Source organism: Streptococcus gallinaceus (assembly GCF_024170225.1).
Taxonomy (GTDB): domain Bacteria; phylum Bacillota; class Bacilli; order Lactobacillales; family Streptococcaceae; genus Streptococcus; species Streptococcus gallinaceus.
Genome location: NZ_JALJXU010000004.1, coordinates 114539 through 130902 on the forward strand (window position 1 = coordinate 114539; position 16364 = coordinate 130902).

Sequence of the window (16364 nt, forward strand, 5' to 3'; positions counted from 1 at the left end):
ACCATGTTTTCTCTTTTGACAGAATATTCCTTTTGGACAGTCGCCTTGGGAACCTGTTTGCTAGCGTTTGCCTCTAGCATGGTTGGTACTATTAGCGTGTTGACCAAGCAAAGTATGATTGGGGATAGCTTGGGACATGCGGCCTACCCAGGAGTTGTCTTTTCCTTTATCCTCTTTCAATCGCGCAATCCACTCTTGCTCATGCTGGGGTCTGTCTTGTCTGGCTATCTTTCTTATGCCTTGGTTCAATGGGTCAATAAAAATAGCCGACATAGTCTCATCAATATTTTAGCCCTCGTATCGGCCTCCTTTTTCGGTCTTGGAATGGTCTTGAAAAATTACATTCAGGGGAATGCGCATTATTCTCGGGCTTCTCAAGCAGGGCTTGCGACCTATTTATTCGGGCAGGCGGCTTTTATCCAAAAAGATGATATTCTCTTGATTTGTGTGGTAGCGGTGATTTGCTTAGGTCTCTTCTTTGTCTGCTATCAAGGATTTAAGCTCTATCTCTTTGATGCACGATTTGCAGAATTGGTCGGGGTTCGTGTGACCTTTCTCAAACGACTAACCATGTTCTTGATGATTTGCTTAATTTCTGTTGGTTTGAAGGTGGTCGGGGCAGTCTTGATGAGTAGTTTTTTAATTGCTCCAGCAGTTTTTGGTCTACTCCTTGGTCGAAATTATCGTCGTGTCTTACTCTTGTCTTCCGTGTCAGCAGTTATTTCTGCCTTTTTGGGAACCTGGGTTAGCTCGGCTGTGTCGGGGTTGTCGACGGGGCCAAGTATTATTGTGTGTATGACGTTTGTCACCCTACTTGCCTTTTTCTATGTGACCTATGTAAGGAAGGAGAATACTCGTGTTTGAAGTTTGGTTAGTTTTAGTATTGGTTTCTTCTTCTTGCGGTCTCATCGGTTCCTTGTTGGTCTTGCAAAATCAATCCCTGCTAGCAGATGCCCTATCGCATTCAGTCTTACTGGGAATTGTCTTGGGATTTTTCATCAGCAATAGCCTAGATTCCCCTCTTCTTATGTTGGGAGCGACGGTGTTTGGGGTTTTAGCTGTTTTGTCCATTGACTTTTTGCATAGCCAAAAAATACAGTACGATGCGGCAACAGGGCTAGTTTTTTCCTTTTTCTTTGCCTTGGCTGTTATCTTGATTTCCGTTTTTGCACGAAATGTCCACATCGATGTGGACATGGTTTTGATGGGGGAAGTGATTTTTGCACCTCTCCATCGAATGGATTTCCTAGGATTTTCAATCCCGGTTTCGGTCTTTAAGTCTAGCATCACCTTGCTGGCCAATCTCGTTTTTTTCCTGCTTTCTTATCAACATCTCAAACTCTATCTCTTCGATAAACGGCAGGCTCACCTCTCGGGTGTGGCTGGCAAGTCCATACGACTTGCAATTTTACTATTTGTATCTCTGACAACGGTTTTGGCCTTTGATGCTGTGGGTTCTATGACGGTCATTGTCTTTTTGGTAGCACCAGCTATGACAGTCTTACCTTGGTCTCGTCACTTTGGTCAATTTTTACTGTTTGGTCAATTGAGCGGCCTCTTGACAGCTAGTCTAGGATTTTTTGTGGGTAATAAACTGGACCTCACTTTATCAGGGACTTGTGTCAGTATCAGCCTCGTGATGTTTTGCTTGAGCATGATTCTTAGAAAAATAAAGAAAGCCTAGTTGGGAAGTGAAAATCTAAGTCAATTTTGCTAAGATAGTATAGAAAGAAACGGAGGAATTGAAATGGTACGTTTACAAGATGATTTTTACGAAGCAATCAATGGCGAATGGGCGAAAACAGCTGTTATTCCTGATGATAAGCCTCGTACAGGTGGATTTTCAGACTTGGCGGACGAGATTGAAGACTTGATGATGGACAAAACAGATGCTTGGTTGGCAGGACAAGACTTGCCAGAGGATGCTGTTCTCCAAAATTTTGTCAAGTTCCACAAGATGGTTGCTGATTTTGACAAACGTGAAGCACTGGGAACAGAGCCTGTGCAAGACTTGATTGCAGAATACAAGGCCTTGGGTTCATTTGCTGAGTTTGCTGAAAAAATTGCAGAGTATGAGTTGGCTGGTAAGCCAAATTATCTTCCATTTGGTGTATCTCCAGACTTCATGAATGCACAGATGAATGTCCTTTGGGCTTACGCTCCGCATACAATCTTGCCAGATACGACTTACTACGCTGATGATAATGAAAAAGGCAAGGAATTGCTTGCCAAGTGGCGTGAAATGCAGGAAGAACTTCTTCCCAAATTCGGCTTTACAGCTGAAGATGTCGCGGATATCTTGGATAAATGCATGGCCTTGGATGCAAAAGTTGCCAAGTACGTCCTCTCAAGCGAAGAGTCTTCAGAGTATGTCAAACTCTATCATCCATACGACTGGGCTGACTTTACACAGTTGACACCAGAGTTGCCACTGGACGCCATTTTCACAGCTATTTTGGGTCAAAAACCTGACAAGGTTATCGTACCAGAAGAACGTTTTTGGACAGACTTTGCAGCAGAGTTTTATTCTGAACAGAATTGGCCACTGCTTAAGGCTAGCTTGGTGCAAAATGCTGCGGTTGACTATGTCAGCTATTTGACAGATGAGATTCGTGTGCTTGCAGGTAGTTACAGTCGTGCCTTGTCTGGTACGCCTCAGGCCATGGACAAGAAGAAAGCGGCTTACTATCTTGCGCAAGGACCTTACAGTCAAGCACTCGGTCTCTGGTATGCAGCTGAAAAATTCTCCCCAGAAGCTAAGGCAGATGTGGAAGAAAAAGTAGCCACTATGATTGAGGTTTATAAGGACCGCTTAGCGAAAAATGACTGGCTCAAACCTGAAACGCGTGACAAAGCCATTACAAAATTAAATGTCATCACGCCACATATCGGTTATCCAGAAAAATTGCCAGAAACCTATAGCAAGAAAATTATCGACGAAAATCTTAGCTTGGTAGAAAATGCACAAAACTTGGCTAAGATTTCGATTGCGCATACGTGGAGTCAGTGGAATCAGCCTGTAGACCGCAGCGAGTGGCACATGCCTGCTCACATGGTTAACGCTTACTATGACCCACAACAAAACCAGATTGTCTTCCCAGCTGCCATCTTACAAGCACCATTTTACAGCTTGGATCAGTCTTCGTCAGCCAACTATGGCGGTATTGGAGCCGTGATTGCCCATGAAATTTCACACGCTTTTGATACCAACGGTGCATCTTTTGACGAGCATGGTAGTCTGAATAACTGGTGGACAGAAGAGGATTACGCAGCCTTCCAAGAACGCACAGACAAGGTCGTAGCTCAGTTTGACGGGATTGACTTTGCAGGTGGCAAGGTTAACGGGAAATTAACGGTTTCCGAAAATGTAGCCGACCTAGGTGGTCTTGCGGCAGCACTTGAAGCAGCCAAGAAAGATGCCGATTTCTCAGCTGAAGAATACTTCACCAACTTTGCGCGTATTTGGCGTATGAAGGCACGTGAAGAGTACCTTCAACTCTTGATCTCAGTCGATGTGCATGCTCCGGGTAAATTACGGACCAATGTGCAATTGCCAAACTTCGATGACTTTATCGAGACCTTCGATGTCAAAGAAGGCGACGGCATGTGGCGCGCAGCAGAAGAACGTGTCATTATTTGGTAAAAAAAGAAGTCAGATGAATAATCTGGCTTTTGTCTATTTCAAATTCTTACGATAGAAAAGGATTCAGTAGCTAAAGCAGAAAGAAAATTTATCATTAATTTGTGAAAAATTGTCTTTTGTAATTTTATTGAATAGTCTGAAAATACCTGTTTTATAGACTATTTGATAAAGCGATAAAGAAAAATATAATTTGTGAAAATTTCATGATTTTCATAAAAATTAGTGCTTTAATGATTGAGTTTTAAGATAATTATGCTACAATGAGTTTAAATATAAATGATCGTTTTTTGCGTAGAAAGATGAGGTTAAAATGGACGCAAGACTTAATCCCTACCCACCCCTAATTGACTTTTTTGCAAAAGTTATGGGGAAAGAGACAGAGATTGTACTTCAAGATTTTACAGAAGGGTTAGATCATTCTTTGGTTTACATTAAGAATAACCTATCAGGTCGCCAAGTTGGTGCGCCAGCTACGGACTTGATTTTGGAAATCTTACAATCAAAGGTTTATTTGGAGGAGGATTACGTTGTCAATTACCGCACAAGAACAGCTGCCGGGAAAGAAATGTATTCGTCAAGCTACTTTATTAAGGATGAAGGTCAACTAATCGGAGCTATCTGTGTAAATGTTGACAAGACAAAATTACTTGCTCTGAAAAATCTATTTGAAAGCACTTTGATTAGTTTGAAAGAATCTCTCCAATTGACAGATGAACCAGCTGAGCAAATCAGTTTCTCAGCAATTGAAAACTTCTATGAAACAGCAGACCAATTGATTGAAGATATTATTATTCGTGAAACCCAAGGGAAAGATTTGACCAAGCACCGGATGACACGCACTGAAAAGATTGCCATTGTCCGTTCGCTTTACAAGAAAGGATTCTTTGACTTTAAGGATTCAGTTTCTAAAACAGCAGAAGCTTTCCGGATGTCAGAAGTATCTATTTACAAGTATATCCAGCAAGTCAAACAAGAAGAATCACAAGAATAAGCTGAGCGTAAGCTCGGCTTTTTTTATAGTAAATTAAAGAGAGTTTTCTGCTTTTTTGCTATAATAAAAACTAAAAGAAAAGAGGGAACACGATGAGAGTAGGATTGGTCTTAGAAGGTGGCGGCATGCGTGGGCTCTACACAGCTGGAGTTCTGGATGCTTTTTTGGACGCGGGCATCAAGGTAGATGGCCTTGTCGGAGTATCAGCTGGAGCCTTGTTTGGTGTCAACTTTGTGTCTGGTCAGCGTGGTCGGGCCCTTCGCTACAATAAGAAATACATTTCCTATCCAAACTATATGAGTTTTGGCTCTTGGTTGAAGACGGGAAATATGGTTAACAAAGACTTTACCTACTACGAAATTCCGATGAAACTAGATGTGTTTGATGAGCAGGCTTTTGAACAATCTGGTGTTGATTTTTATGCGGTCGCAACGGAAATGTCATCTGGTCAGCCAGCTTACTTCAAGATTGATAATGTTTTTGAGCAAATGGAGATTTTTCGGGCAAGCTCAGCTCTGCCTATCGTCTCCAAAATGGTCGAATGGCAAGGGAAGCAATACCTCGATGGTGGATTGTCAGACAGTATTCCGGTCGAGTTTGCACGCAGCCTTGGTTTTGACAAACTCATCGTGGTCCTGACTCAGCCAAAAGAATACCGGAAAAAACCATCTAGTGGACGAGCTTACAAGCTACTTTATCGCAAGTATCCAAACTTTGTAAAAGTTGCTTCTATGCGCTACAAACATTACAATCAAGCTGTCGAGCGCGTGATTGAGTTGGAAGAAGCTGGAGAATTGTTTGTCTTCCGTCCGCAGGAAAAACTAAAAATTGGCCGACTTGAAAAAGATCTGGATAAACTCCAAGAAATTTATGACCGTGGTTTGGAAGATACGCGGGATAGATTACCTGATTTAGAAAAATATTTAGCAAACTAAATACCCACCAAAACTGCTGTTCTGGTGGGTTTGGTTTGTCTAGGAAATTGTTGTGGGCTTGGTATACATTTTTGGCGTGAGATTGCGGATGCCCATCATAGCAAGGAAGCTGATGACGTAGAGGCTTGCAAGGAATACCATCACCATGGATACGCTAGAGGCATCAAGAATCATTCCAATGATAACAGAGGAGAAGCCACCGACAGCACGACCGACATTTAGAATGACATTGTTTGCAGTTGAGCGGATATGGTGGGGATAGAGTCGGGTAATCATAGCGCCGTAGCCCGCAAACATCCCATTGACAAAGAATCCGACAATGGCTCCGCCAACGAGCATGGCTGCCATAGAATTGGCGAATTGAAAGAGGTAGACGCAGACGGCAGAAGCTAGCAAGAAGATACCGTATACGAGTCTTGGTCCAAATTTATCTAGCAATTGACCAAAGACCAGCATCCCAACGCACATACCAAGAATAGTTGCAATCATCCATAGAGATGAATTTTTGACAGAAATATTGAGACTGGTCTGGATAATGGTTGGAAGCCAGTTCATCATGCCGAAGTAGCCCGCAATTTGACAGTTGTCATGACCATGAGGGCAATTGTTTGCGCAGCGATAGCTGGTGTTTTGAAGAGTTCGTGGATGTTAATCGGCTCTTTTTTCTCTGCAGCAGTATTCCCGTTATCATTGATTGCTTGGTCGTTGATACTTAGTTGCATCCAGACGAGTAGCAGGATGGGAAGTAGTCCAAAGAGGAAGAGGCCTTTCCAACCAAGAGCAGGTGCGAGCCATCCAGCTAAGAGAGCAGAGCTGATAGATCCGACTTGACCAGCGATGCCGTTGAGTGAGGAAATACGCCCCATCTTACTTGGAGGGACGATACCCGCCATGATGGCAATGGCAATACCGTACTCGCCGCCAACCCCGATTCCTGCGATAAAGCGCATGAGGTAGAGGTAAGGCAAGCTCTTTGTAAAGAAAATCAAACCTGTCGCTACTGAGAAAATGAGAATGGTTAGCTTGAAAATCTTGAACTTGTTGTAGCGGTCAGCCAAGAGTCCAAAGAGTAGTCCACCGACCAGCATCCCGAGATTGGTAATGGTGCCAATCCAGCCTGCTTGAGCTGCCGAGATAGATAGGTCCGATATAATCGTGGACATGGAAAAAGCCAGAAACATAACGTTCAAATCGTCAGTTCCAGAAGCAACAATGGCAGCGGTCAAAGCACGCCAATTGTTTTTATCAAGTTGTAATGATGACATTTCGTCTTCTCCTTTAATGATGGCTCACGGGCCAGCTTTATTAAATGGCATAAAAGTCCAAACAAGACCTTTAAAAACAATCATGCCATGCTGCTTGTCACATGCGCAAAGAAAAAACTCAAGGAAAGTCCTTGAGCCAGTAAACGTCCACAAAAATAGTAGGTAGTCAATGCTGAAAACCTCTTGTAGCGCTTATATGCCTCACGGGACATGATTAAAGCAGTATGTCATTTGGAATTAGTATAGAGGAAGTTGGTCTCCTTGTCAAGAAAATTTTGTGAAAAGCAGTTATTGGCGTGGATTTTCAGCTTTTTTATTACTATTATTCATGTTATAATAAAAAGAACGATATTTTTTGGAGAACATCAATATGGCAAACTTTAATCACAAAGAAATTGAGCCGAAATGGCAAGCCTTCTGGGCTCAAAATGAAACATTTAAAACGGGAACGGACGCGGAAAAACCTAATTTTTACGCTCTTGACATGTTCCCATATCCATCAGGTGCTGGTCTTCACGTAGGTCACCCAGAAGGGTACACAGCGACGGACATCCTTAGCCGTTACAAACGTGCGCAAGGTTTCAACGTGCTTCACCCAATGGGGTGGGACGCTTTTGGTCTTCCAGCTGAGCAGTACGCTATGGACACTGGTAATGACCCTGCTGAATTTACAGCGGAAAACATTGCTAACTTTAAGCGCCAAATCAACGCTCTCGGCTTCTCATACGACTGGGACCGTGAAGTCAATACTACTGACCCAAATTACTACAAATGGACACAATGGATTTTCACAAAACTCTACGAAAAAGGCTTGGCTTATGAAGCTGAAGTGCCTGTAAACTGGGTTGAAGAATTGGGAACAGCCATCGCCAACGAAGAAGTGCTTCCTGACGGAACATCTGAACGTGGTGGTTACCCAGTTGTCCGCAAACCAATGCGCCAATGGATGCTTAAAATCACAGCCTACGCCGAACGTTTGCTTGAAGATTTGGAAGAAGTAGACTGGCCAGAATCAATCAAGGACATGCAACGCAACTGGATTGGCAAATCAACGGGTGCGCATGTGACCTTCAAAGTGGCCGGTACGGATAAGGACTTCACCGTCTTTACAACTCGCCCTGATACATTATTTGGTGCGACATACGCTGTTATGGCTCCAGAACATGACTTGGTGGACGCCATCACTTCTCCTGAACAAGCAGAAAGCGTAGCCGAATACAAACGCCAAGCAAGCCTAAAATCTGACCTTGCTCGTACAGACCTTGCCAAAGAGAAAACTGGTGTTTGGACAGGTGCCTATGCTATCAACCCTGTCAATGGTCGCGAAATTCCAATCTGGATTTCTGACTATGTGCTTGCAAGCTACGGTACTGGTGCCATCATGGCGGTTCCTGCGCATGATGAACGCGACTGGGATTTCGCGAAGCAATTCGGTCTTGACATTATTCCAGTCCTTGAAGGTGGGGATGTACAAGAAGCAGCTTATACAGAAGACGGTCTGCACATCAATTCTGAATTCCTTGACGGCCTCAACAAAGAAGAAGCCATCAACAAGATGGTTGACTTCCTTGAGGAAAATGGTTACGGTAAGAAACAAATTAACTACCGCCTTCGTGATTGGCTTTTCAGTCGCCAACGTTATTGGGGTGAACCAATTCCAATCATCCATTGGGAAGATGGTACATCAACAGCTGTTCCAGAAAGCGAATTGCCACTTGTTCTTCCAGTGACCAAAGACATCAAGCCTTCAGGTACAGGTGAGTCACCACTTGCCAACCTGACTGACTGGCTGGAAGTCACTCGTGAAGATGGTGTCAAAGGACGTCGTGAAACCAACACCATGCCGCAATGGGCTGGTTCAAGCTGGTACTTCCTTCGCTACATCGACCCACACAATGATGAAAAACTAGCTGACGAAGAGCTGCTTAAAGCTTGGTTGCCAGTCGATATCTATGTTGGTGGTGCAGAGCATGCTGTTCTTCACCTGCTTTATGCCCGTTTCTGGCACAAATTCCTCTATGACCTCGGTGTGGTACCAACCAAAGAGCCATTCCAAAAACTCTTTAACCAAGGCATGATTTTGGGAACAAGCTACCGAGATAACCGTGGCGCCCTTGTTGCCACAGACAAGGTTGAAAAACGCGACGGTGGCTTCTTCAACATCGAAACAGGCGAAGAGCTCGAACAAGCACCTGCTAAGATGTCTAAATCCCTCAAGAACGTTGTCAATCCTGATGATGTAGTTGAGCAATACGGTGCCGACACCCTCCGTGTTTACGAAATGTTCATGGGTCCACTTGACGCTTCCATTGCTTGGAGCGAAGAAGGTCTCGAAGGGTCACGCAAGTTTCTAGATCGCGTTTACCGCTTGATGACAACTAAGGAGATTTCTGCGGAAAATAGCGGCGCTTTGGACAAGGTTTACAATGAGACTGTTAAAGCGGTGACAGAGCAGATTGAGCAAATGAAGTTCAACACAGCCATTGCCCAACTCATGGTCTTTGTTAACGCAGCAAACAAAGAAGACAAACTCTTTGCAGACTACGCTAAAGGCTTTGTTCAGTTGATTGCACCATTTGCACCACACTTGGCAGAAGAGTTGTGGCAAGGTTTGACCGCATCGGGTGAATCAATCTCATACGTGGCATGGCCAACATGGGACGAGTCGAAACTGGTTGAAAACGAAGTCGAAATCGTTGTCCAAATTAAAGGTAAAGTCAAAGCTAAATTGACGGTTGCCAAAGACTTGAGCAAGGAAGAATTAGAAGCTGCGGCTCTTGCAAACGACAAGGTCAAAGCTGAAATTGAAGGTAAAGAAGTCATCAAGGTTATCGCAGTGCCAAATAAATTGGTCAACATCGTGGTGAAATAAGCACTGCATATCAAAATAGCATAAGAGAGAGGTGGGCCTCTCTCTTATTTTTTTAAAAAAAATCAAAATATGAACACTGATTTAGAAAGACGCTTCTTTTATAAGAAAAACAGAAACGAACAAAATGTTCGGTAAAAAATAGGTTCGTAAATAACCTATAAAAACCATAATAAACAAATTTGATACATAAAAACGAATGTGAATGGTCGGTTACTGCTAAATTATAAAGGTTGTTTTATAGGAAATATTCGTTATAATAAAAACGAAAGGGGTTTAATATGAAAAAGAAAAACATGTTATTGGCATTGGCAGCAATGCTCTTTGTTGGAATGCTTGGCACAACTGTTCAAGCAGATACACCGCTCTATCGTCTATATAATAAAGGTCTTAAAGTGCACCTTTATACAAAAGATACAAACGAATACGCTGTTTTGGGAACTCGTGGTTGGTCACAAGAGGGTGTGGCTTGGAATACTGAAGATCAGCAAGGTGAGCCTGTTTACCGCTTGTACAACCGTGGTCTGAAAGTACACCTTTACACTAAAGATGCCAATGAGTATGCTGTTTTGGAAACTCGCGGTTGGTCACAAGAAGGTGTAGCCTTCCGTTCATTTGGAGAAACGCCTGTTTACCGCTTGTATAACCGTGGTCTCAAAAAGCACCTTTACACGAAAGATGCCAATGAGTACGCGGTCTTGGCAACTCGCGGTTGGTCACAAGAAGGTGTTGCATTTATGGCTTTGAGTGCAAAAAAATCTGATTCGGCTCCAAAAGTTCCAGAAAGCTCGGGATCTGATTCAGCTCCAAAAGTTCCAGAAGGCTCGGGATCTGATTCAACTCCAAAAGTTCCAGAAAGCTCGGGAAAGGAATTGACAGGCTATAGGGTTCAGGTTGTAAATATTTCAGCTGACCAATCGCTTATTTTTAAAGGAACACAAGGACCTGCGGGGAGCCACCTTATCAGTGGGCAACGTATCCGTGGAGGTGAGGTAGTGCAATTGCCTGCTCCTGAGGGTTACCACATAAAAGAAGCAGTTCTTAAAAAAACGACCTCAGATAACTTTGGTTTACATGCTGGTGAGATTATTGTAGTAGATTCAGCGGTAAATAAGAATGGACAATTAAGCTTCGATATATTAGATGCTCATCATAAAGAAACGAATTACGAGGGAATTTATCTCTGGGAAGTTACTTGGATCAAGGAATGATAAAATAGTCCAGCTCCGTGCTGGTCTTTTTGTGATATACTATTGTCATGGAATTTACACAAGAAGAAAAAGAGTATTATATGAGGAAGGCCTTGAAAGAGGCAGAGAAATCCTTGGCCAAAGAGGAGATTCCCATTGGCTGCGTTATTGTCAAAGAGGGACGGATTATCGGGCGTGGGCACAATGCGCGTGAGGAACTCAATCAAGCCATTATGCATGCAGAAATCATGGCCATCAATGAAGCCAATGCGACGGAAGGCAACTGGCGTTTACTGGATGCAACCTTGTTTGTGACCATCGAGCCCTGTGTTATGTGCAGCGGTGCGATTGGGTTGGCGCGCATTCCTCAGGTCATTTATGGCGCGGCCAATCAAAAGTTTGGGGGAGCAGGAAGCCTCTACCATATCTTGACAGACCAACGCCTCAATCATCGAGTTGAGGTGGAGACAGGTGTTCTTGCTGAAGAATGTACGATCCTTATGAAAGATTTTTTTCGGCAGGGGCGGAAAAAGAAAAAAGTGGCTAAACTTTTAGCCCAACAAGAGTCAAATAGTGATATAAGCGGGAATAATTTTTAGATTGATATTGACAAAATTGGTGAATAAGGTTAAACTTAACTAGTTAAATAACAACTAGTTAACAAAAGGAGACGTTGTGAAGAAAAACAATCGTATTATGTATTTGGTAGGAATTACGCTGTCTTGTCAACTTGTTTTGACAGCTTGTCATATCGAACAAAAACAAACCACTAACCAGTCATATAAAGTGGAAAAGCAGGTTTCAAAAACCGATAAGGTTTCGGAAGAAGAGCTTGTTGTCGTAACTGCCATTAAAAAGGAAGGCTATCTGCGACTCCAAGGAGGAGATTCCTATTTTGTTCAAGGGCAAGTTCCGTATAGGGCGATGTTCTTGAAAGAGACCCTCCCAGATAAGTCCTATACCTTTAAAAAAGAAGATATTTTCTATAAGGTTGAGCAGGGTTACATTATTTCTGTTAACGGCCATTATCATTATTACCCGAAAGAAAAAGATGCCAATATTATCTCTCTGAAATACGCTAAAAAATTAACAAAAAATCAAAAGAGAATGGATGCCAAGGGTGTTGCAGGTATTGATTTTCCAACAGATGATGGATTCTTATTTGAAAAAGAGTCACAAATTATCAGTAAGACGGATGACGGGCTTGTCATTGACCATGATGGACACTCTCACTTTATTTTCTATAAGGATTTACAGAATAGCAAATGGGCTTACTTAATTCCTAACCAATCTGGCAGCGGTACTAGCGCCAGCACAAAAAAAACTGGTGAGAAGGTTTCTTCTGGTGTGACACTAGATGATGGCTATGTTTTTGATCCTAAGGATATTGTTGCCGAAGATGAAAATGGCTACACGGTACGACATGGGGATCATTTCCACTATATCTGGAAAAAAGACCTTTCAGGAACAGAGCTCCCTAAGGTCAGTCCAAGGCCTCTAGGACATCTTAACAGTGGTGAGACAGGACAGGCTTTGGCTCCAAGTTCTAAAAAAAATCAGTCAAACGGTAGTCAGATACCATCGGTACCATCTGTTAAGAAGAGATTCCCAGGTGTCGATTATCCAACCAGTGACGGTTTTCAATTTAATGGTAGTGGCGTTCAAGGTCAGACAAGTTTAGGTCTGCTGGTAGACCATCATGGTCACACCCACCTGATTCCTTATAGTCATTTGGTTGCTAGTAAATGGGAAAGCCATATTCCTCAGGTCTACCTTGAAGTAGCTCGGAAAGAATATCAGGTCTTGGGAACTGTGACAGAGAAAGATTTACCACCTGTTAGCCCTCAAAAACCTCAAGAAGATGAAACTGCCAAGCAAATTCAGTCAAAGAAAGAATATTTGGCTCATATTTTGGGTCTTTCAGCGGACAGTATCAAAGTGGCAGACACCGAAGATGGACCAGTTTTTGTCTATCCCCACGGTGACCATTCCCATGCGATTTTGATTGATAAGGTTGATATTGGAAAGCCGATTGATGATCCTCATCAAGATCCTCATGCCCATGATAAAATCGGGATGGCTACCTTAAAATCATTAGGTTTTGATGACGAAATTATCGAAGATATTCTTCATGCGACAGCAGATCAACCATTTCCTTCGACAGAAACTGACCCTGAACGGATGAAAGAATGGTTGTTGACGGTTAAATACCTCAATATTGGTCAGCGTACAGATCCTTTGAAACGAAAGAACTTGGATTTGATGCCAAATCTTGAAGTCTTGGGTATTGGTTTTACAAAGATTGATGATGTTAGACCGGTTTTGCAGTTTAAGAACTTGAAACAGATCTGGATGACGCAGACAGGTATTAAGGACTTTACCTTCCTAAAAGAGTTGCCCCAGCTGGAAGGCATTGATATTTCTCAAAATGAGATTACAGACCTGTCCTTCTTGAAAGACTTTACTCATTTGAAAGTTGTTGCGGCGGCTGGGAATAATTTGACAGACCTCAGCCCTCTAAGTCAGTTAAGCAAGCTAGAATCCTTGAATTTGGACTATAACCGCATTTCTGACTTGACACCGATTTCCCATCTGACCAATTTGACAGCTGTAAGTTTGGAACACAACAACCTTTCAGATATTTCTGCGCTTTCTAACAAAGACAAACTTAATCGTTTGTTCCTGTCCTACAATGAAAAAATTGACTTGTCAACCTTGAAGGCAGAGAAATTGGAAGAATTGACAGCAACTAATAGTAAGGTTTCTAATCTTGAATTCTTAAAAAACAATCCAAGCCTGCGTGAATTGAATTTGACTGAGAACCAGTTGACCAATCTTAAGGGAGTGGAAGAAGCAGAGAAGCTGAAGACTCTCTCTGTGGAAAGAAATCATATCGAAACTTTAGCAATTGACGGTGAGCAGACTTCTGTTGAAACTCTAAATGTTTCTGGCAATCAACTGACAAACTTGGAAGGAATCAATCATTATACGGCTCTTGAAAACCTGAATGCTTCAAACAATACGATTGAAACTTTGAAATTGTCAGAGACTAACCAAAGCCTCCAAACGATTGATGTCAGCAAAAACCATATTCCACAAGAAGAGCTTGTTCCTAATAGCGAAGGTATTCCACAAGCTATTGCCCAAAACTTCCCAGAAGTTAAGGGAGGAGACATTTCGGAAAATACTCCAAAGGAGGAAGTTGCCTCAACCGATAAAAAATAGTTTTTAAAGAATATTAAGCTAAGTGTGATAAGTTTTATCTGGTAAATAGTTGACTGTTTGAAACACATTTTTCAGTTTTTGGTTGAGATATGAAGTTAGCTTAGATCAATTTTCTGCTGTAATGAGCGTCAGTAGTTTCTCCTTAGAGATAAATTCTCTGAGGAATCCGTTGACAAGTTCATGATACCTTTAGATTTGTATTGACTGGGTATCCCCCGCTTGTGAAGTATTCTTGTTTAATGATTTCTTAGATTTGTTTTATAGTGTTTTCAGTGCTATGGATTAGTAATTGTCTCTAATCGTTTTGGCGGTTACTTTAACCATCGTTTTTGGTTTCATTGGTAATCAGAATGATAACGCTTTGATGTTTCGTCTAGTGTAAGGATGTTGGATATTGTCAAGTTCACTCAAAGATGCAAACTCAGAGCTGTTATCAACGGCAATGTTTTTGATTAGTTACTTCTTGATTGGTAGATGTTGCCTTCTTACTTACTAGATAGAGTTGTATATTATTATTAACAATGAGCAGGTACCGAACTTGCATAAACTGAGATTTGTGGTATAATACTCTTTGGAGCAACATTTGCGCGTGAAGCGGGTCAGGGGAGGAATCCAGCAGCCCTAAGCGATGTCAGGTGTGTGCTCTTTTGCTTTATGAAAATTTCTTGAAAATGTGTAAAAGTTAACAAACTACTTGAAAAATCGCTTGTAAAGCGGTATCATAGAATAGATTCAAAAATGGAGGATTACTATGGCACATATTAAATTTGACTACTCAAAGGTCTTGGACCAATTTGTAGCACCACATGAGCTAGACTACCTACAAATGCACGTAACAGCAGCAGATGCAGCTTTGCGTGAAGGTACAGGACAAGGAGCAGAAATGTTGGGTTGGCTCGACCTTCCTGAAAATTACGACAAGGAAGAGTTTGCTCGTATCCAAGAAGCAGCTAAGAAAATCCAATCAGACAGCCAAGTCTTGGTGGTCATTGGTATCGGTGGTTCATACCTTGGCGCGCGTGCGGCAATTGACTTCTTAAACACATCATTTGTGAACTTGCAAACTGCTGAAGAGCGCAAAGCACCACAAATTCTTTACGCAGGAAATTCAATTTCTTCAAACTACCTTGCAGACCTCGTAGAATATGTAAAAGACAAAGACTTCTCAGTTAACGTTATCTCTAAATCAGGTACGACTACTGAGCCAGCTATTGCTTTCCGTGTCTTCAAAGAACTTTTGGTTGAAAAATACGGTAAAGAAGAAGCGAACAAACGTATCTATGCGACAACTGACCGCGTAAAAGGTGCTGTAAAAGTTGAAGCAGATGCTAACGGTTGGGAAACATTTGTTGTTCCAGATAGCGTAGGTGGACGCTTTACAGTATTGACAGCTGTAGGTCTTTTGCCAATCGCAGCTTCTGGCGCTGATATTACAAAATTGATGGAAGGTGCTAATGACGCTCGTAAGCACTATTCATCAAACAAGATTTCAGAAAATGAATCTTACCAATATGCAGTTGTTCGTAACATCCTTTACAGAAAAGGGTATGTGACAGAAGTTCTTGCTAACTATGAGCCATCTCTCCAATACTTCTCAGAATGGTGGAAACAATTGGCAGGTGAGTCAGAAGGTAAAGACCAAAAAGGTATCTATCCAACTTCAGCAAACTTTTCAACAGACTTGCACTCACTTGGACAATTTATCCAAGAAGGCTACCGCAACATGTTTGAAACAGTTGTTCGTGTAGAAAAACCACGCAAGAACATCACAATCCCAACTGAAGAAGCAGACTTGGATGGCCTTGGTTACCTCCAAGGTAAAGACGTTGACTTTGTAAACAAAAAAGCAACAGACGGCGTTCTCCTTGCTCACACAGACGGTGGCGTGCCAAATATGTTTGTGACACTTCCACAACAAGACGAGTACACTCTTGGTTATGTGATTTACTTCTTCGAATTGGCTATCGGTCTTTCAGGTTACCTCAACGGTGTTAACCCATTTGACCAACCAGGTGTAGAAGCTTACAAGAAAAACATGTTTGCCCTTCTTGGCAAACCAGGATTTGAAGAACTTGCAGCAGAATTGAATGCACGTTTGTAACCGATAAAACCGAAATCTCCAGTCGAATGACTGGGGATTTTTTTGTATTGAATCGGGTAAATTGCTTTGATATACTTGTTATGTATGATAATTTACGAGTTAAGGACATATCTTTTTAAAAGCGAAAAAAATAATGTCCTTAAGT

General features: G+C 42.1%; 10 protein-coding genes, 1 other RNA gene and 1 pseudogene. 11 read left to right on the plus strand and 1 reads right to left on the minus strand.

The window, feature by feature from the left end; genetic code table 11:
* The first annotated feature begins 3 nt into the window (after window positions 1-3).
* The 5 genes from J2T50_RS06045 to J2T50_RS06065 all read left to right on the plus strand — a co-directional run bounded on the left by J2T50_RS06045 (window position 4) and on the right by J2T50_RS06065 (window position 5569).
* Window positions 4-864: a metal ABC transporter permease gene (locus tag J2T50_RS06045; protein WP_253364730.1), complete on the plus strand. Its 861-nt coding sequence runs from the start codon at window positions 4-6 to the stop codon at window positions 862-864.
* Entirely contained in the window at window positions 857-1684 is an 828-nt protein-coding gene (locus tag J2T50_RS06050; protein ID WP_253364733.1) for a metal ABC transporter permease, read from the plus strand. Before J2T50_RS06045 ends, J2T50_RS06050 begins: the two co-directional genes overlap by 8 nt.
* A gap of 63 nt (window positions 1685-1747) precedes the next feature.
* The gene (locus tag J2T50_RS06055) at window positions 1748-3643 is read left to right on the plus strand and encodes a M13 family metallopeptidase (RefSeq protein ID WP_253364735.1); all 1896 of its coding nucleotides are present in this window, start codon (window positions 1748-1750) and stop codon (window positions 3641-3643) included.
* A 310-nt stretch (window positions 3644-3953) separates the two neighbouring features.
* Window positions 3954-4634 (plus strand): helix-turn-helix transcriptional regulator, encoded by a 681-nt coding sequence (locus J2T50_RS06060; protein WP_253364737.1) that lies wholly within the window; start codon window positions 3954-3956, stop codon window positions 4632-4634.
* Window positions 4635-4726: 92 nt separating this feature from the next.
* Complete coding sequence (locus tag J2T50_RS06065; protein WP_253364738.1) at window positions 4727-5569, plus strand: patatin-like phospholipase family protein; 843 nt, start codon at window positions 4727-4729, stop codon at window positions 5567-5569.
* A gap of 39 nt (window positions 5570-5608) precedes the next feature.
* Here J2T50_RS06065 and J2T50_RS06070 read toward each other — a convergent pair.
* A pseudogene (locus tag J2T50_RS06070) lies at window positions 5609-6834 on the minus strand (MFS transporter).
* 370 nt (window positions 6835-7204) lie between these two features.
* Between J2T50_RS06070 and leuS the strand changes: the two are divergent.
* The 6 genes from leuS to J2T50_RS06100 all read left to right on the plus strand — a co-directional run bounded on the left by leuS (window position 7205) and on the right by J2T50_RS06100 (window position 16219).
* Window positions 7205-9706 carry a leucine--tRNA ligase gene (gene leuS, locus J2T50_RS06075; protein ID WP_253364740.1) on the plus strand — a complete coding sequence of 834 codons (2502 nt, stop codon included), beginning with the start codon at window positions 7205-7207 and terminating at the stop codon, window positions 9704-9706.
* Window positions 9707-9984: 278 nt separating this feature from the next.
* The gene (locus J2T50_RS06080) at window positions 9985-10914 is read left to right on the plus strand and encodes a hypothetical protein (RefSeq protein WP_253364742.1); all 930 of its coding nucleotides are present in this window, start codon (window positions 9985-9987) and stop codon (window positions 10912-10914) included.
* Between the two features lie 47 nt (window positions 10915-10961).
* Complete coding sequence (tadA, locus tag J2T50_RS06085; RefSeq protein ID WP_253364744.1) at window positions 10962-11492, plus strand: tRNA adenosine(34) deaminase TadA; 531 nt, start codon at window positions 10962-10964, stop codon at window positions 11490-11492.
* 76 nt (window positions 11493-11568) lie between these two features.
* Window positions 11569-14118, plus strand: a complete 2550-nt coding sequence (locus J2T50_RS06090; RefSeq protein ID WP_253364746.1) for a pneumococcal-type histidine triad protein — start codon at window positions 11569-11571, stop codon at window positions 14116-14118.
* A gap of 568 nt (window positions 14119-14686) precedes the next feature.
* Window positions 14687-14772: signal recognition particle sRNA small type (gene ffs, locus J2T50_RS06095), an RNA gene on the plus strand.
* Between the two features lie 97 nt (window positions 14773-14869).
* Window positions 14870-16219 (plus strand): glucose-6-phosphate isomerase, encoded by a 1350-nt coding sequence (locus J2T50_RS06100; RefSeq protein WP_253364748.1) that lies wholly within the window; start codon window positions 14870-14872, stop codon window positions 16217-16219.
* Window positions 16220-16364: the final 145 nt, after the last annotated feature.